At 42.5% G+C, this 17,534-nt stretch carries 14 protein-coding genes and 1 pseudogene; 8 read left to right on the top strand and 7 right to left on the bottom strand.

Going from position 1 to position 17,534, the window contains the following annotated elements; translation table 11 throughout:
- Positions 1-218: 218 nt before the first annotated feature.
- Entirely contained in the window at positions 219-779 is a 561-nt protein-coding gene (locus V7K89_RS27300; protein ID WP_335192813.1) for a hypothetical protein, read from the top strand.
- 74 nt (positions 780-853) lie between these two features.
- Here V7K89_RS27300 and V7K89_RS27295 read toward each other — a convergent pair whose 3' ends face one another.
- Positions 854-2,521, bottom strand: coding sequence for a transglutaminase family protein (locus tag V7K89_RS27295; RefSeq protein ID WP_335192811.1), 1,668 nt, complete (start codon positions 2,519-2,521; stop codon positions 854-856).
- A gap of 440 nt (positions 2,522-2,961) precedes the next feature.
- Between V7K89_RS27295 and V7K89_RS27290 the strand changes: the two genes are divergently transcribed.
- Together V7K89_RS27290 and recF are read left to right on the top strand one after the other, a co-directional pair.
- A complete protein-coding gene (locus tag V7K89_RS27290) occupies positions 2,962-5,820 on the top strand; it encodes a cation-translocating P-type ATPase (protein WP_335192815.1) in 2,859 nt (952 codons plus the stop codon).
- A gap of 202 nt (positions 5,821-6,022) precedes the next feature.
- Positions 6,023-7,144: a DNA replication/repair protein RecF gene (recF, locus tag V7K89_RS27285; protein ID WP_335192809.1), complete on the top strand. Its 1,122-nt coding sequence runs from the start codon at positions 6,023-6,025 to the stop codon at positions 7,142-7,144.
- 71 nt (positions 7,145-7,215) lie between these two features.
- On the opposite strand, the gene V7K89_RS27280 is transcribed toward recF, so the two are convergent.
- From V7K89_RS27280 to V7K89_RS36130, 3 genes and pseudogenes are all read right to left on the bottom strand, one after another.
- On the bottom strand, positions 7,216-7,416 hold the full coding sequence (locus V7K89_RS27280) for a hypothetical protein (protein WP_335192807.1): 201 nt from the start codon (positions 7,414-7,416) through the stop codon (positions 7,216-7,218).
- A 32-nt stretch (positions 7,417-7,448) separates the two neighbouring features.
- A complete protein-coding gene (locus V7K89_RS27275; protein ID WP_335192805.1) occupies positions 7,449-7,907 on the bottom strand; it encodes an MgtC/SapB family protein in 459 nt (152 codons plus the stop codon).
- Positions 7,908-7,926: 19 nt separating this feature from the next.
- A pseudogene (locus V7K89_RS36130) lies at positions 7,927-8,085 on the bottom strand (IS630 family transposase); the annotation flags it as partial.
- A gap of 804 nt (positions 8,086-8,889) precedes the next feature.
- Here V7K89_RS36130 and V7K89_RS27265 point away from each other — a divergent pair.
- Entirely contained in the window at positions 8,890-11,235 is a 2,346-nt protein-coding gene (locus V7K89_RS27265) for a putative PEP-binding protein (protein WP_335192803.1), read from the top strand.
- Positions 11,236-11,268: 33 nt separating this feature from the next.
- Here V7K89_RS27265 and V7K89_RS27260 read toward each other — a convergent pair whose 3' ends face one another.
- The 3 genes from V7K89_RS27260 to V7K89_RS27250 all read right to left on the bottom strand — a co-directional run bounded on the left by V7K89_RS27260 (position 11,269) and on the right by V7K89_RS27250 (position 14,209).
- On the bottom strand, positions 11,269-12,090 hold the full coding sequence (locus V7K89_RS27260) for a hypothetical protein (protein ID WP_335192801.1): 822 nt from the start codon (positions 12,088-12,090) through the stop codon (positions 11,269-11,271).
- A 47-nt stretch (positions 12,091-12,137) separates the two neighbouring features.
- On the bottom strand, positions 12,138-13,310 hold the full coding sequence (locus tag V7K89_RS27255) for a baeRF7 domain-containing protein (protein ID WP_335192799.1): 1,173 nt from the start codon (positions 13,308-13,310) through the stop codon (positions 12,138-12,140).
- A gap of 242 nt (positions 13,311-13,552) precedes the next feature.
- Positions 13,553-14,209, bottom strand: a complete 657-nt coding sequence (locus V7K89_RS27250; protein WP_335192797.1) for a DUF1361 domain-containing protein — start codon at positions 14,207-14,209, stop codon at positions 13,553-13,555.
- Between the two features lie 323 nt (positions 14,210-14,532).
- Here V7K89_RS27250 and V7K89_RS27245 point away from each other — a divergent pair, with 323 nt between their 5' ends.
- The 4 genes from V7K89_RS27245 to V7K89_RS27230 form a co-directional block, all read left to right on the top strand.
- Positions 14,533-14,811 carry a hypothetical protein gene (locus tag V7K89_RS27245; RefSeq protein WP_335192795.1) on the top strand — a complete coding sequence of 93 codons (279 nt, stop codon included), beginning with the start codon at positions 14,533-14,535 and terminating at the stop codon, positions 14,809-14,811.
- A gap of 4 nt (positions 14,812-14,815) precedes the next feature.
- A complete protein-coding gene (locus V7K89_RS27240; protein ID WP_335192793.1) occupies positions 14,816-15,532 on the top strand; it encodes a helix-turn-helix transcriptional regulator in 717 nt (238 codons plus the stop codon).
- Between the two features lie 481 nt (positions 15,533-16,013).
- Positions 16,014-16,571 (top strand): AMIN domain-containing protein, encoded by a 558-nt coding sequence (locus tag V7K89_RS27235; RefSeq protein WP_335192791.1) that lies wholly within the window; start codon positions 16,014-16,016, stop codon positions 16,569-16,571.
- A 9-nt stretch (positions 16,572-16,580) separates the two neighbouring features.
- Positions 16,581-17,534, top strand: a 954-nt coding sequence (locus tag V7K89_RS27230; protein WP_335192789.1) for a TonB-dependent siderophore receptor, incomplete at its 3' end; no start/stop codon positions are given.

The following is a 17,534-nucleotide window of genomic DNA, read 5'->3' as shown; positions in this document are numbered from 1 at the left end:
AATAAGCTTCATTTTTTTGAGAGGGTTTTTTACTTCAATCCCTTTACCTGTAACACTTTTACGATTATTGTCGCCCCTTCAAATATCTGAGCCAAAACATTAAAGAAAATCCAGTTATGTATATAGACAAGCCATCAATTACTTATCTTCATTTATTCTTAACTGAATATTTAAGCGGTCTAATCTGACTAGGATTTACTACAATAGGCTCTTGTGGAATGGAAGGGTTTCAAGAGTGGATACAAGAAAAAGCAAAAACTAATATGAGTCAATCTTGGGCTGGGATAATTCTCTTTGGTTCTGGAAGTGAACAAGCTGCTTTTAATAGGTTCTTTGAAGAATTTGAGCAGTTCCTAAAGCAGAAAAATAATTCAAAAATTCAAAAAAGTGAAGATATTTTAAGGCTCAGTGAGGATTTGATGTTTCCTCAATTTGATATTTACAACGAGATTATAAGTAGTATAAAGAAAAGACCAGGAATGTATTTAGGCAGAAGTTCAATTACTAGACTTGATATGCTTCTACGAGGATATAGTCTGGCTCGAAGAGAAGTTGGCGTACCTCCAACCGAGCCAGAAAGAGAATTTGAAGGGTTTCAATCATGGATTGAAGACAAATATAGAATTAAATCAGGTCAGTCATGGGCTAAGATAATTCTTTTCTATTCTGTAGACGAGCATGAGGCACTACAGAAATTTTTTGAATTGTTTGAAGAATACTTGAATCAGAACAAGAGTTCAGAAGTAGATGAAAGTAGTAGGTTAAACAGAGAGCATTAAGGTGCATTAGCCTACGGCATAACACACCCTACTTGCTTTTTCAGGGTTATTCCCTCAATTGCCAATGCCCTAATTTAAAAAGGCGGTAATTCTTTAAGAATTGTGAAGCGGATATGATTAATCGCCAAATCACCGATGGGGATATCTTCTTTGGTTAAGCGTGCACCTTTGCTTGTCACAGTTTCAAAGGTGATACCTTTGCCAATTTCGATATGATACCAGCATAAACCCATAAAAAAGCGCGTCGGATAAGGCCCACCTTCACTCACATCGTCAGGATTTGATTCCATTGGCAACCAGCCGAAATTTGGGATGTAGAATTCTAGCCAAACATGATTAAAGTCGGGTTGTAGCGGTACTCCTACTAAGTCACTATGGGGAGGACATTTGTATCTACCAACGGTGCGGCAGGGGATGCCATTTAAACGAGATAGGGCAAGTAAAACACCGACATATTCGCCACAGGAACCAACACCCCGTTCTAAAACTGTATCTGGCGTATCAATGTAAGGTTTAATACCGTAAGATAACTCATCATAAACGTAGTTGCGGATGCTGTGCATTTTCCGCAGCACATTGGTTTCAGAACCAATCGCTTCTCTGGCGGCACGGCGAACAATGGTAGTATTCATTGCTAAATCGTCGTCGTCCACTAAGTAGCGTGTTTGTAATTCTGGGGATAATTTAGGTATATTTTCTACATCTCTAGGTGTAATCCGATATTTAATCCCTCGAACTTCTAAAAGTGCTTTCCAGCCAAATATATGCCGTTCTCCTGGTGCCAGAGAATCAAATTTAAAGACTGCTACACGTTGCCCCTCTATCACTTCTTCGGTAAAAGGTATACCAATAGGTTCAACGTGTTTCACCTTTTGACGCTCAGTCTCCGATGGTAAGGCGATACGCCATTCCACATCAGGTAGATAAACTTCGTCTAGAGGTGCGATTTCCTCAGCATAAGACATTTCAATCAGATAGCCGTTAGAAAGAGCGTAACGCTTATCTGGCTGGTAATGATAATACAGAGGATGAATAAAAGTGCGATCGCGGAATGTTAGCTCATGACTCGGATCGGCATTGGGGTTATCCCGGATATAAGGCTCCTCTGTAGCATAAGCGACGTAGATACTTTCTTTGCCTATTTCATCTTTATGGATTGCTATGCCTGTAGGACATTCAAAGGGTGTCAAAACGCTGAATTGCAGCTCTCCCGTGGCTCTGTCCATCGCGTAAACTGATTGTTCGATGCGATCGCAAATCCATAGCATTTCTTGGTTAACTGCCAAATTCTCTATCCCAACTCCAGGGGCATAAAATCTGGTAATCTCTTTTCGCGTTTCGCGGTCAAAAACTAGAATGTAGCCCAGCCTTTGACAACTTACATAAACTGTTGTGTCCCAAATAGCAACGCCATCAGCTGCATAAGGCAATGTTACAAAATGTTCTAGATCCAAAGCGTTGAGCTTGCACAAATAAACACTATTTTCTCGGCTCACCCACAGGGTATCATCCCACACCGCTAGACCAGTAACATCGAGAAATTCTTCAACTTGATGAGGATTGAGAATTCTGCTGTTGTCAGAGGTAGGATCGATCTCCAGTAGATGTCCTTTAATACTGTCAATAGCAATCAGTCTATCTTTAATGAAAGTAATGCCACATAGGGCAGCAGCAGTAAGCGGTCGAATTGTTCTTTGCCCAAACATCTGGCTAACGGTCAAAGTGGGGAGTGCAAAACTCATAAAACCTTATGGTAAGTGTAAAAAACCCTCACCTTTAGGTAGGGGAGGAAACATGACTCAAACGGTTTTAGCGTGGTAACACCAATTGCTTGAGATGGAAAAATCCTAATCGAGCAATGGCTCGCCTGATTGGGATGAATGAAGAGTGCTGAGTTAAAAGACTGCCCACAATGGGCGTTGCTCGAACTCAAGTACATCAATTAGTAGTTCTTGATCGCCACGTTTACAGCCAGGTACTAATAATTATCGGTACAATGTGTTCCGAAAAACTCTTTCGTGAGAAATAATACTATGTGAAAATAGAAGGAATTTACAAATATTAAAAATTACATATACACTCATACAACTGGGCGCGAGACTTAATGTAACTTTAGAAAATGGAATTCCTGCCATCACTAAATTATGATCGAATTTTGTAACCATTTGCTGTGACCTACACGATGTCTGCTAATTCTCTGCCTGAAGGTGCCGCCGTTTGGCATAGTTTAGAAGTTGATAAAGCGCTAGACCTGCTTGATAGTAACGCAGACAGCGGCTTAACACCCCAAGAAATTGAACAGAGATTACAAAAATACGGCCCTAACGAACTTGAAGAAACTGCTGGCCGTAGTGCTTGGGAAATTCTGCTCGATCAGTTCAAGAACATTATGTTGTTGATGCTGATTGGCGTAGCTCTCATTTCTGGGTTTTTAGACCTGATGGCTTTGCGGGAGGGCAGATTAAAGCCCGGTGAAGTGCCATTTAAAGATACGATCGCGATTTTAGCAATTGTTATCCTCAATGGCATACTCGGCTATGTCCAAGAAAGCCGTGCCGAAAAAGCCCTGGCTGCTTTGAAAAAAATGACTTCTCCTTTAGTGCGGGTGATCCGCGACACCAAACTGGTGGAGATAGCAGCTAAAGAACTAGTTCCAGGGGATGTAATGCTGCTGGAAGCTGGGATGCAGATAGCCGCAGATGGACGCTTGCTCGAACAATCTAATTTACAAGTGCGTGAGTCGGCATTGACTGGTGAAGCGGAAGCGGTGAATAAACAGGCATCATTAAAATTGCCGGAAGAAACATCATTAGGCGATCGCCTCAATGTCGTTTTTCAAGGAACTGAAGTAGTTCAAGGACGCGCTAAGATTCTGGTGACTAATACCGGAATGACTACAGAACTGGGTAAAATTGCTGCGATGTTGCAGGCGGTGGAAAGTGAACCCACGCCTTTACAACAGCGGATGACTCAACTGGGTAATGTCCTGGTTACAGGTTCTTTAATTCTTGTGGCGATCGTCGTCGTTGGCGGTGTGATCAAGGACGGAGGTTTTAAAAATATTCAAGAACTGTTGGAAGTTTCCTTGAGTATGGCAGTTGCTGTAGTGCCAGAAGGTTTACCTGCTGTAATTACCGTCACCTTGGCATTGGGAACCCAGCGAATGGTACGCCAAAATGCCTTGATTCGCAAATTGCCAGCAGTGGAAACGTTGGGTTCTGTAACTACCATCTGTTCTGATAAAACCGGTACCCTGACTCAAAATAAAATGGTGGTGCAATCGATTTCCACCAATAATAAAACTTTTCGCGTCACCGGCGAAGGTTATGCTCCCACAGGGGACTTTCAGTTAAACGGTCAAAAAATTTCTTTAGAAGAATCTCCAGAAATTTCCGCGTTATCAGTCGCCTGTACTGTTTGTAATGACTCAGTGTTGCAAAAAGAACAAGGTGAATGGGCAATTTTGGGAGATCCGACAGAAGGGGCATTAATCACCCTGGCGGGAAAAGCCGGAATTGAAAAAGACCAGTGGAACAGTAAATTATCTCGCGTTGCGGAGTTCCCCTTTTCCTCAGAACGGAAGCGGATGAGCGTGATCGCTCAGGTGGAGGGAATCGCCACAGGTGAAGCATTTTCAAGAGGTGTTGACCCAGTAATTGCCAGTTTTCTGCAATCGGAACCTTATTTAATGTTTACCAAAGGTTCCCCAGAATTAATCTTGGCACGTTGCACTCAGATTCATTTGGGTAATGACACAGGTCCCTTGAGCGAAGCACAACGCCAGAAAATTTTAGCAGAAAATGACCAAATGGCGAGCAAAGGTTTACGGGTGCTAGGTTTTGCCTACAAACCGCTAGTAGAGATTCCCCCAGAAGGTTCAGACGAAACATCTGAGCAAGATTTAGTCTGGCTGGGATTGGTAGGAATGCTAGATGCGCCACGCCCAGAAGTCAGGGCATCTGTACAAGAGTGCCGAGAAGCAGGTATTCGCCCAGTGATGATTACTGGCGACCACCAATTAACAGCACGAGCGATCGCTACTGATTTAGGAATTGCCCAAGAAGGCGATCGCCTTCTCACAGGTCAAGAATTGCAACGGATGACTGACCAGGAATTAGAGCAAAACGTTGACTTGGTAAGCATCTATGCCAGAGTTTCCCCTGAACACAAACTGCGAATTGTCCAAGCACTGCAACGCCGGGGTCGATTTGTAGCGATGACAGGCGATGGTGTCAACGATGCCCCAGCCCTCAAACAAGCTGATATCGGTATTGCAATGGGTATTACTGGCACTGATGTCAGTAAAGAAGCTAGTGACATGGTGTTACTTGATGACAACTTCGCTACCATTGTCAGCGCCACCAAGGAAGGTAGAGTTGTTTATACTAACATCCGCCGCTTTATTAAATACATCTTGGGCAGTAACATTGGTGAAGTTCTCACAATTGCAGCCGCACCCTTAATCGGCTTGGGAGGCGTTCCCCTGACTCCCTTACAAATTTTGTGGATGAACTTGGTGACAGACGGTTTACCAGCCTTGGCATTAGCTGTGGAACCTCCAGAACCAGATGTCATGCAACGTCCGCCTTTTAGTCCCCGCGAAAGCATTTTCGCTAGGGGATTAGGTTCTTATATGATTCGCATTGGCATCATCTTTGCCATTATCACCATTGCCTTAATGTGGTGGGCTTATCAACATAGTCATGCCCCAGGCTATCAGGGCGATCGTGAGAGTTGGAAAACAATGGTATTTACTAGCTTGTGTATTGCCCAAATGGGTCATGCGATCGCTATTCGCTCCAACAACCGACTGACTATTGAGATGAATCCCTTCTCCAATATATTTGTCCTAGCGGCTGTTGTCGTCACCACGATTTTGCAACTGATGTTAGTTTACGTTCCGCCTCTGCGAGATTTCTTTGGTACTCATTACTTGAATATGCAAGAGTTGGGGGTTTGTATTGGTTTCAGTGCTTTAATGTTTGTCTGGATTGAAGCGGAGAAGATATTCTTACGGATTATGGGTAAGAAGGCTGTGTAAATTGAGCATGGGGCATGGGGCATTGGGCACTGGGCATTGGTCATGGAGAAGAGACAAGGTAGACGAAGAAGAGGAAGAAACAAGGAGAGACTTATTCAATAATTCCCCCTTGTCCCCCTTGTCTCCCCTGCTCCCCTGCTCCCCTGCTTCTTCTTTGTCTCCCTCCTCTCCAATCTCCAATCCCCCATGCCCAATAATCACCATGTACCTGAAAACCCTTCACCTCCGACAATTTCGCAATTATCAAGACCAAAATGTTGAGTTTACTGCCGCTAAAACAATTTTGGTAGGTAATAATGCTCAAGGAAAGTCGAATTTGTTGGAGGCGGTGGAGTTACTGGCGACATTACGATCGCACCGCATAACTCGCGATCGCGATTTAGTTCAAGAAGGGGAAGCCATAGCTCAAATTAATGCCACCCTTGAGCGACAAACAGGTGTTAGTGACCTGACCTTGACCTTGCGCCGCAATGGTCGCCGTAGCGTTGCTCTCAATGGGGAATCGATTCGCCGTCAAATGGATTTTCTTGGCGTTCTCAATGCAGTCCAATTTTCCAGCTTGGATTTAGACTTAGTACGCGGCGGCCCCGAAGGTCGCCGCAACTGGTTAGATACACTATTAATTCAACTTGAACCAGTTTATGCTCACATTTTGCAGCAGTATAACCATGTGTTACGCCAGCGCAATGCCTTTTTAAAACGCCATGTAGAGACGTTGGATGCAACGTCTTTACAATCAGAACTAGCGCTGTGGGATGCACAGTTAGCTACTACAGGAACTAGGGTAATTAGACGACGCGATCGCGCTATCCAAAGATTAGCTCCCATTGCTACCACCTGGCACGGCAATATCAGTGGCAGTACAGAAATTCTGCAAATCAAGTATGTACCTAATATTCCTTTAGAGGATAACCAGCTAGAAGAAGTACAGCAAGCTTTTTTAGCAAAAATTCAGCAGCGAACCGTTGCTGAAATGCACCAAGGTACTACCCTTGTCGGCCCCCATCGAGACGAAATAGAATTAACCATTAACCAGACACCCGCTCGTCAATACGGTTCTCAAGGTCAGCAACGAACGCTGGTTCTAGCCTTAAAATTAGCCGAATTACAATTAATTGAAGAAGTCGTCAAAGAGCCACCATTACTATTACTTGATGATGTTCTTGCCGAACTAGATTTATCCCGCCAAAATCAATTGCTTGATGCTATTCAAGACCGTTTTCAAACTTTAATTACTACCACTCACTTGGGTTCTTTTGATTCCCAATGGTTGAAATCTTCACAAATCCTTTTTGTCAAGGCAGGAGAAATAATGCAACATTAATAATTCTCAAAATCATATTTATAGTAGTTGAAGCATAGTTTATACCAATTCGTAATTCGTAATTAAGAAATTTAGATGCAGCAAGACTTTCCTGATTTATATGTATAGGCATACTGAAAATCTATTCCTCTAGTTCCCTCAAGCTGGCAATTTGATAAATGTTTGTTTTGATAGCCCTCTAATTCAGATAATTGATTGTCTGGTATTCCCTTATTCATACTTTCAGATAAAGGTAAATTAGGGAGCTCAATAACTCTATGTTTCTTAGGCATGTTTTTTATTAAAAATAATAGACAACTAATTACTAATCTCGTTTCTCTAACCTTTTAAAAACGTTGAGAACTAAAAAAGTCAGCATAGCACTGATTAATCCTAACTGCCATAAACCACAGCCAGCAGCAATTCCCAATGCAGACGAAATCCAAATAGCCGCTGCTGAGGTGAGTCCGTGAATTTCAAGTTGCTGTGATTCTTGGGAAGATTGACGTACAATTTCTCCAGCACCGAGAAATCCTACACCCGCTGCAATTCCCTGAATCACGCGGCTAAGTGCATCAGGAGTAGCTTGTAGTCCTCCTGTTTGCATGATGATCAAGGTAAATAAGGCTGAACCCAAACTTACCAGTATATGAGTTCTTAAACCGGCTGGTTTGCGCCTAATTTGGCGTTCTAAGCCGATAATTGCTCCCATAAGCAATGCAATGCATAGCCGGAAGCTGATATTCAGCCAATCATTAGTTGCAAGGTAGTAAGTGTTTGGCAATGTTTATTCTGATATAGGACTATGATTTGATTTCTGAAAAAACTCCGTACATCAGGAGAGACATAAAATCAAAGGTAGTGTTTCGGATAAACCACTCAAACATCCACTTTAAATGTGAAAATGTTGGAAGCAAAGCACAAAAACGTCGAAGCCAAGTTTTTGCTTGCAACCAGATATCCCAATCGGAATACTTATAGCCTTGATAAACCAGTTTTACTGCTAATGCTTTCCTCACCTGACGTACATCTGGCCGATCATCTATAAATTCTTGTAGTTCTGCGTTAGCGAAGCTCACCGAAAGTATCGCAGTTTGTAGATGCTGGTTTATCATTGTTCGATGTTAGACAGATATATCCGTCCGTATTATTTCGTAGCCTTTTTCAGAAATCAAATGTGATTCCTATATATGGAGAACTATATATACTTAGGTTAACTCCTAATAATTTTATAAAAATAGTACAAAATTATTCTAATGTTTTATTAATAGAGTTTAATTCAATGGGTATAGTGCAGTAGCCAATCTCATATTGGATTTTATCAATTCAAGAATGGTTTTAAACTTAAAATTAATATTTTCGATTGTTAGGATTTTTTTCAATAAGATATTATTCGGCTCAATAAATGGAGATTTGCTTTGTGAAATTATGGCAGTAATCGTAATTTGGGCAAACTACATGAATTTCAAGTTAATTAAATAGTTTTTTGGCTATTGAAAATGACTCAACCATAAAATTTTACCTGAAATTGCTAAATTGAACCCATACACTCAATAATTAAATATGATACCCCAATGTACAACTGGCTCGAATCGGTTGACACTCACGGCATTAGCCTTATCCTGAGAAAAGGATTTACCCAGTACAGAAGTCCTGAGTACTTTTTAATTTACTCTCAGCGGAGGGACTCAGTGGATTAAAAGCTGATAACGTACTAAAAAAAATAGCTGTGGCTACAAATAGACAACTGACAACTAAAAAATTGAGTGGATAAACTCTACTGGCTAGACGAAATTAAACTAGAAGACCGCGCCAAAGTAGGTGACAAAGCGTTTTACTTGAGCAAAATTATCCAGCATAGCTATCCGGTGATGCCTGGTTTTGTAATTTCGGCAGAAATCTTGCGACAATTTCTCGAAAATCTCAATAGTTCGGAATCATTAGTAGCTGACTTACCCCATTCTTCGCTACACCTGGATGTAACTAATTGGCGTCAACTTCAGCAGGTGGCCAGTCGCTTGCGTCAAGAAATTCTGACTGCAACTGTGGCACAGCAGTGGGTGAGTACAATTTTCCAAGCAGCTAGAGAATGGCAAACTAGCTGTTTGATTCTTCGACCTTCCTTGGCAGTATCAACTGCTACTCCAGGAATAAACAATATATCGGGTTTACTGGAGTCGGTATTTTGCCAGTGCGAACCGGAAGCGATCACTTTAGCTCTAAAGCGTACCTGGAGCCAGATATTTCGGGCCAGAAGTCTATTATATTGGCAGCACTCAGGAATTAATCTGCAACAAATTAATCTCGCAGTATTGGTGCAACCTGTTGAGAATGCGATCGCCAGTGGCTCGCTCACAGCCAACTCCTCTGGGTGGAAAATTGAAGCTACTTGGGGATTAGGAATTGCGATATCTCTTGGCGAAGTACAGCCAGATGTTTACTACATTCAACCAGAAACTGGGGTTATGCTTGAGCAACAACTGGGCAATAAAATGCTGGCTTATGGTGTTGATGATGCAGCATCTGGAACTGTTTGGCAACCCATACCCAACTCAGTGCTAACATCAGATCGCAATTGTCTGATTACCTATTTACTTCCAGAAGCACAACAAAAACAGTACTCTTTACAACAAGAATACTTACAACAAATAATTTCTTTGGGAACTCAACTGGTAAGTGAACTAGGTAAAACTTTTACCATTAAGTGGACTATCACTCAACAAACGACATCTGACAAGCTTTACATAACACAAGTTAGTCCTTCCCAATCAATTTCCTACTCACACTTCATTCGGGGACTAGGAGCAGCTGGGGGACGAGTTGTAGCCACTGCGCTGGTAATTGTTAATTCACAACAGAAACCCGAACAACTACCCAAGGGAGTAATTTTAGTAGTACCAACTGTTACACCTGATTGGTTGCCATTATTGCAACAAGTTGGTGGTATTATCACAGAACTAGGGGGATTAACCAGTCACGCGGCAATTCTAGCTAGAGAATTAGGTATCACAGCAGTAGTCAACGCCACATCTGCCACAACTTTAATCCAAACTGGCGAACGATTGCTGCTTGATGGCGACAGAGGAGAAGTTTATCGCATCAAAGGAGACTCAAAGGAGGAGATGGACAAAGGTAGAGAAGAAAATCTTCTTTCCTCCCATCACCCCAACTTGAAAGCGTCTCATCCTGCTGTTACCTTTCATCTACCTATGATTGCTACTCAATTGCTGGTTAACTTGAGTCAGTCCACTTTAATCGAACAAGTGCAAAACCTGCCTGTGGATGGAGTGGGATTGTTGCGTTCCGAATTGATGGTACTGAACATATTGAACGGGCAACATCCCAATAGTTGGATTTTAAGTGGGCGTCAGGCAGAATTGTTAGAGCTATGGTCTGAGCAGATTATGCAATTTGCCCGTGCCTTTGCCCCAAGACCAGTTTTTTATCGTTCTTTAGATTGGCGATCGCAGGATTTACCATCATTAAGTGATAGTTTACAATCTTCGCCCCAGTCGATGTTGGGCGAACGTGGTACCTTTAGCTATTTACAAAATCCTGCAGTCTTTGAGCTGGAACTGAAAGCTTTAGGGAGTGTACAGCAAGCTGGCTACACCAATGTCAATCTATTGTTGCCCTTTGTGCGGACTGTTGAAGAATTTGTCTTTTGTCGTCGCAAAGTTGAGCAAGCTTTTTTAACCGAGGTGGTAGAGTTTCAATTGTGGATGATGGCAGAAGTGCCAAGTGTCTTGTTTTTATTACCAGAATATGTTCTTGCAGGTGTGGCAGGAATTTCTATTGGTACAAATGACCTGACCCAATTATTGCTAGGAGTGGATCGAGAACAAGGACAGCTAGCAAAAGTATTTAATGAACGTCATCCAGCAGTTATGGGTGCGATCGCTCAACTGATCCAGATAGCTAAAACTGCCGATATACCTTGTTCAATCTGCGGTCAAGCACCAGCCCTTTATCCAGAAATTATTGATAAATTAGTGGAATGGGGTATTACTTCCATTTCCGTTGAACCGGAAGCAGTCGAGCGAACATATCAAGCGATCGCTCGTGCTGAACAACGTCTAATTTTAGCAGCAGCAAGACGAAAACTTAATTAGTTATAAGTTATAAATTAATTGCTTACTGCCAATTTATTTAATGTAGCCAGTTTCGCGCAAAAATTTACGTAAATCGGCGAAATATTTGGTGCGGTCGCTTTTTTTATAAGCTTGTTGCACTCGCCCCCAACCATCCTGTCCTTGACCTAACAGATATTTATCTGCCAAATAAGCTGCTAAAAAGCCCTTACCATCATCGCCTTGTTGCCGTGCCTGAGTATAAGTTTGCCATAGCTCTAAGGCATGATTGGAGATTAACTTGGGATAGCTACGAGTCACATCAACCATTTTTCCTTGGCGATAACGCCAAATTTGCAGGGGGTAGGCAGAAGCAGCGTAAGCTGTAAAAGCATAGGCAAAGCGATCGTCTCGGCTATCAAACTCTGGCAGTCCATCTTTGTCTAAATCTTTGAGTTGATAGCCACCATTGCCCCATTCATGACGAATCTTAATATACTTTTGGGATTTGCTGTCGTAGCGGTAAATCAATGAATAAGTACAACAGTGCGCTCCACCTGTAAAGAAATCGGCAATTATTTCTGGTTCTTTGTTACCGTCTAAGTCTTGCACTGGTAAGTTGTTTTCTTGTCCAGATATATTCCCCACAGGTCTGTCATATTCATCTTCTTGCGGCAGTTTTTGATCCAAAATAGTTTTACCCGCCCGGATAATTTTCAACCGGACATTTTTATATTGATATTCCTCTGGTTTTTCGTAAGATATTTCTGCCTGCACATTGCCCAATTCTCCAGTTATTGTTTCTGCAATTGCCATCTGGGTAAATACAGCCGTTGCACTCAAAAGAGCTAAACCGATTAGAGATTGACTGATAAAGGAGCGAATGGTAATCATCATTGGTGTTGTATATAGCACATTCAACTTTATACAACACCATTAAAATGTCAATATCGATAAATTGCCGCAACGGCTGTACTATATGGAATCTCTTCAAACGGAATAGCGTAAACCGTGCCACCGTTTAATAAAGTATGAGCAGCAACAAAATCCAACAAATCCTCATCACCAGCTTCTTTTTCTGGATGCAAATAAACCGTTTCTGAGGTTGGATCGAATAAACCCCATTGTTGCTGACCAACTGCAACTAGTAATGAATCCACGCGTTGGTAATAAGCTGCTGAGACAACTTCTTCGAGCTTGTTAGATGCTTTACCACTATCACCACCAAACAATTCGTGAAATTGCTCTAAAACATTCTGCTGTGACTTTTGAAAATCAGCCTCGACAATCGGCCAAGCTTGGTTATGTAACTCTTGAGCACTGAGAATTTCTGGATTACCAGTGATAGCTTCATCCACCAAATGCTGGTAAGTATTTGCCTGTCTATACAAAGGTAAGAGATACTCTACCCCAGCCAACACCAAAGGCGCTTTTTGCACTCGCAGTTTCTCGTGTAATACGCCATCAACAATTTGAAAGAATTGGAGGATGTCTTCTTGGTGTTTATCCCTCTCAGGGCTTCCCTGTCCGTGAAATGTGCCTGGTTGCGAAGAAGTATTGGCGGTTCCGCCTTTTGATGTGGCGATGCGGAACTGGCCTTCTTTAGCAGTCTGGTCTCTTTGCAAAGCTTCGTCTAGACTTTTAGGGAGATTTTCTATTCCTACTTCATTGACGCTGTAGCGTGTTCCTTCAAAGAACCTAACATCTTGTTGGCTCAAAGCCAGTATATAGAAGCGACCATTGCCATTTAAAATTGGCAGCAGTGGCTTGATGTGAAATCGGTCTGTAACCACGACCAACTCTTGAAAATCAATTGGCAGGGTATAATAGCGAAAAATATTTTCAGAAATGAAAATTGCCAGCCCTTGCTCTCCCATTTGCTCCCAAAACTCTTGGGTATCAAGTTCATGGGATTTTTCTAACAATGCGATCGCATCTTTCTGTTCCAAACCCGCATCAATTAAACGAGTTTCCGCTTCCTTTACCAAATTTTTAAAGCGAATTGGGTCTTGTCGCACTTCTGGTCCGGCTGGGTGCGTTGGCATATAAATGGAAACACAATTTCCTTTTGGTTGTTCTATTAATGTCTTGATTTCCTCTCTAGAGATTAATTGCATATATCCCTCCTATCAACATGACTAGATACATCAAACCAGACCATCGATATTCAACGATCTGATAGGACGTTATTTTCAAGTGATGGCGGTTGAAGTTCAACCGTTTACTTCTGATTTTATTTCACCTCAAGGAGAGTTTAGTTGAAGGAGAGTTTAATTGCATCTTTCTTTTGATAGGCAATATCCCTTAAGGGAATTACTAATTAAAACCCCAAATTTTAAAGCCAAAATCGCCACGTCGATCAAATGTTTGGCGTATTAGAGTTTGTGCGTCCTGAGTTTATCCCTATTCTGCTATTTGATTGGCTAAGACCTAAAGTTACTCGTTTCATAATCCAGTACAAACCCGCAAGTACCACAAAGGTGATAGCAATAATCACCAGGGGCTGTTTTCCCAGAATTTCTTCTACCCCCTTGGTAAGTACGGCATCGGGTTGAGTAATAAAATCCCAACTGTTGAAACGCAAAAATCGCCCCCAATAAACACCAACAGCACAGAGAAAATGTGTAATCGTCTCAACGCGCCAAATCCATTGGCTTTTACCGATGCGATGTAAGTAGTGACCCCAATTAATTAACGATATTACATAAGCTTCAAATCCACTTAAAATTACTAGCAAATATAGAGGAATGAGTACTAAAGTAATCATCCACACCGATTGAATCGTGCGAATATCATCTATCAAGTGAATTACATCGGTCAACAAATACGGTGCATTTGGTAAGAAAGCATAGAATACTAAAAATCCTAGCCACCAAAGCCAAGTGCCACCACGCCTGATGCGAAATAGCCAGACACTTAAAGCCAAAGGTATAAAAGCCAGAAACAAATTCCAAGTCATCCAACTCATATTAATTCGCAAGACTTGCACGACTTTGGCTATCAATTCTTCTTTCATAGGTGCTTACTCGGAAGATGTTTGATTGATGTATATTCACTTTGTAGTGTTAGTGTTAACCTTAGCGATCGAGTTTTTGTAGACTCCAAGAAAATTAATTTCCTCCAACATTAGGCAATGTTTTTGTGTCAGTTAAAAGTAAATGCAATCTGCTGTATGTCCAAAATTTAGAGTTTTTGTGTATTTTATGCTGGAGGATGAAATTTATCAATCAATCGGCTTAAGCCACTAGTATAGCCAGAAAATCATCAGGGTAAAAGATACCACCGAAAGGTAGTAACCGTCTAGATTGATTATTCACTTGAACTACCCCAAGACTCACCATGACCACCACGATTTCACAGCAGGCACATGACGAACTGTGGCAGGAAGCTGAAGCAACCACCCCTTTAATGACCGCAAGGGAGCAATCGAATCAGTGGGATTGGATCTGTCAATATCCGCCGACTTTGGGGCAGGGATTGATTCAAAGAATCCAGTTGCGTGAAGGAATATGTTTGTGGATTAAGGACTATCAACTGCACGATGATCTCCTGGTCGGGGATTCGGATTATTTTCAAGGGCTAGGATACGTTTTTTTTACAAGGGGAATACATCTATAATGACGTGCCGCATGAAGTTGGGCAGTATCTTGTTTGCGGTAGTGGAAACCAAGCGGCAGCCGTTCGTAAGGAATTTGCCAAGCAGCGATTTTTGCAAATTGATGTAGGATTGCAACCAGGGGTACTGCGATCATTTATGGGCAATGACTCAGGCGAACTTCCTCCCGAACTGCAACATCTAGTTCATTCCCCTGAGCAACCCTCTAACTGGCATCTGGGTACAACAACCCCTGTTATGCAAAACATTGCACGGCAGATTTTGCAGTGTCCTTACCAGGGCATTTCTAGACGTATAGAGTTGGAGAGCAAAGCATTGCAACTACTGGCGTTGCTAGTGGAACGGGAAATCGAGATGCGAACAGGGCAGCGCCAGATTTCTTCACTTAATCCCGATCAGTTTGAGCGCATCCACCGTGTCGAAGAGATTTTGCGATCTCAGATCCACAACCGACCTTCATTGGAGCAGTTAGCGCGGCAGGTAGGACTGAATGAATGCACCCTAAAGCAGGGATTTCGTCAGGTATTTGGTAAGACAGTATTTACCTATTTTCGTGACTATCAACTCGAACAAGCCCAGCAACTTCTGGTGACAGGCAATTTTAAGGTGGAAGAAGTGGCGCAGATGGTGGGATATGGCGATCGCAGCGCTTTTACCAAGGCATTTCGCCGCAAGTTCAATATTAGTCCCAGCTATTGTCGTCGAGCAATCCAGTACTTCTAAAAATTACGTTTCAACCACAAACAAATTCCGTTTCAACCACATCGCGATCGCCCAAGCATTCCTCTTTTCCAGTAAGCTTACTGAGAAAGATTTTAGTTAATGTTGGCGTGAGTTGTAATGCAGGATTTCATTAGACTTCTTGCATGAATCAAGATCCCTCACCCTAAATCCCTTTCCCAAGTTTGGGAGAGGTAATTTGAAGTTTACTCCCCTTCTTCCAATATTGGGAGAAGGGGTTGGGGGTTGAGGGTAAGTAGTAGTGCAAAATTAAATATACATTTGTCATTGCGAATGAAGCGAATCAAAATGAAGCAATCGCAAAGGTTTGGGATTGCTTCGCTACATTTCATTTCGCTCGCAATGACATAAGTAATTTTGCGTAACCACTTAGTTTTTGTATTCGTGCAAGAGGTCTATTGTGCGTAGATGCATAGCAGCTTGTCACCAGCAAGTTTTATGAAATGGTGTGTAGGGAGTTATCATGAAGTGTTGGCATTTGTCTGGTAGTGTTCATCTCTGGGTAGCAGTATGTTTATGGGGATGCAGTAGTGTTTTTGCCATTGAGCCGGGATATGCACAAAATCGGCAAAATTTAGCGACAAATCTCGCTCAAAAGGTATTTCATAAAGCCGATAGCGAACCTCTAAAAAAAAGGGTGAATCAGAATAAAGTTACCCAAAACAAAGCAGGAACGGGGAAGCAAACCCAAAGCAGGATTCAACAAATCAGTGAGATAGAACTTCCGAACACCAGCGCCACAATGCTTGTGCAGTCGCCAGCACAACAAACAGTACCTGTGCCAGGAGTTGTGCAAGTGACGCAAGTGAAAGCGAATCTTACTAATAAAGGTGTGGAGGTGATTTTACAGACCTTAAAAGGGCAACAGTTACAACTGCTAAACCGCAATACTAACAATAGCTTTATCACAGATATTCCTAATGCACAACTGCGCCTACCATCGGACGAGGCATTCACATTCCGGTCGGAAAAACCAATACCGGGAATTACTGAGATAACAGTAATAAATCAGGATGCCTAGACTATCCGGGTGACGGTTACAGGAGAAGTAGGATTACCAAATGTCGAGTTATATGACAGTCCAGACGAAGGTCTGGTCTTCAGCGTTGCCAGTACTGCACCTTCGGCACAACAACAGCAACCTGAAACAACACAACCCCAAACACAGCCAAAACCATCAGCATCAGGTGATGAGCCAATTGAGTTGGTGGTGACAGGGGAACAAGATGGGTATCGCGTACCAGATGCATCAACTGCCACCAAAACCGATACCCCCCTGCGCGACATTCCCCAATCGATTCAAGTAGTACCCCGGCAAGTGCTAGAAGACCAGCAGACAAGAACCCTCACAGAAGTGCTAAGAAATGTGCCCGGTGTAGCCCAGGGACCAGGATCAAGCCGTGGAACCTATGAGGTACCATTGAGCCGAGGCTTTTTCGCTGGCGTGGATATCAAAAGAAACGGATTAAGAAACCTAAGTAATATATATCAGGGTTTTGATAGGGCTGGTATCGACCGAGTTGAAGTGCTCAAAGGGCCTGCCTCTGTTCTCTACGGTCAAGGTTCATTGGGAGGGGTGATTAACTATATCACCAAACAACCCCTGAGCGACCCTTACTACGCACTGGAAGCCTCTGCTGGCAGCTTCAATTTCTATCGTGGTGCTGTTGACCTGACTGGTCCGCTCAATCCCAGCAAGACGGTGTTGTATCGCCTCAACCTCGCCACTCAGACAACCGAAGGTTTCGTTGACTTTTACGAGCAACAGAGATACTTTGTAGCACCTGTTGTTTCCTGGCAACTGGGCGATCGCACCAAGATTACTTTCTCGGGCGAATATCAGGTGCGACCCGAAAAGAATGGTGCTACGGGTATTCCTGCTGAAGGAAGTGTCTTATACCAAATCCGGTTATTAGAAACCACTTATAATCAAGGAAAAATAAGCTCAAAAAAAGAGATGCCTAAAAAAGCGTACTTAGCCAAC

It is taken from the genome of Nostoc sp. (genome assembly GCF_036917515.1).
Lineage (GTDB): Bacteria > Cyanobacteriota > Cyanobacteriia > Cyanobacteriales > Nostocaceae > Nostoc.
Note: the sequence above shows the minus strand (reverse complement) of the source record. Positions and strands in the feature narration are given on the sequence as shown.

What these genes read in the sequence shown, in the direction of transcription:
- V7K89_RS27300 (WP_335192813.1), top strand. Translation starts at nt 219, where the DNA reads ATGGAAGGGTTTCAAGAGTGGATACAAGAAAAAGCAAAAACTAATATG.
- V7K89_RS27295 (WP_335192811.1), bottom strand. Translation starts at nt 2,521, where the DNA reads ATGAGTTTTGCACTCCCCACTTTGACCGTTAGCCAGATGTTTGGGCAA.
- V7K89_RS27290 (WP_335192815.1), top strand. Translation starts at nt 2,962, where the DNA reads ATGTCTGCTAATTCTCTGCCTGAAGGTGCCGCCGTTTGGCATAGTTTA.
- recF (WP_335192809.1), top strand. Translation starts at nt 6,023, where the DNA reads ATGTACCTGAAAACCCTTCACCTCCGACAATTTCGCAATTATCAAGAC.
- V7K89_RS27280 (WP_335192807.1), bottom strand. Translation starts at nt 7,416, where the DNA reads ATGCCTAAGAAACATAGAGTTATTGAGCTCCCTAATTTACCTTTATCT.
- V7K89_RS27260 (WP_335192801.1), bottom strand. Translation starts at nt 12,090, where the DNA reads ATGATGATTACCATTCGCTCCTTTATCAGTCAATCTCTAATCGGTTTA.
- V7K89_RS27255 (WP_335192799.1), bottom strand. Translation starts at nt 13,310, where the DNA reads ATGCAATTAATCTCTAGAGAGGAAATCAAGACATTAATAGAACAACCA.
- V7K89_RS27250 (WP_335192797.1), bottom strand. Translation starts at nt 14,209, where the DNA reads ATGAAAGAAGAATTGATAGCCAAAGTCGTGCAAGTCTTGCGAATTAAT.
- V7K89_RS27245 (WP_335192795.1), top strand. Translation starts at nt 14,533, where the DNA reads ATGACCACCACGATTTCACAGCAGGCACATGACGAACTGTGGCAGGAA.
- V7K89_RS27235 (WP_335192791.1), top strand. Translation starts at nt 16,014, where the DNA reads ATGAAGTGTTGGCATTTGTCTGGTAGTGTTCATCTCTGGGTAGCAGTA.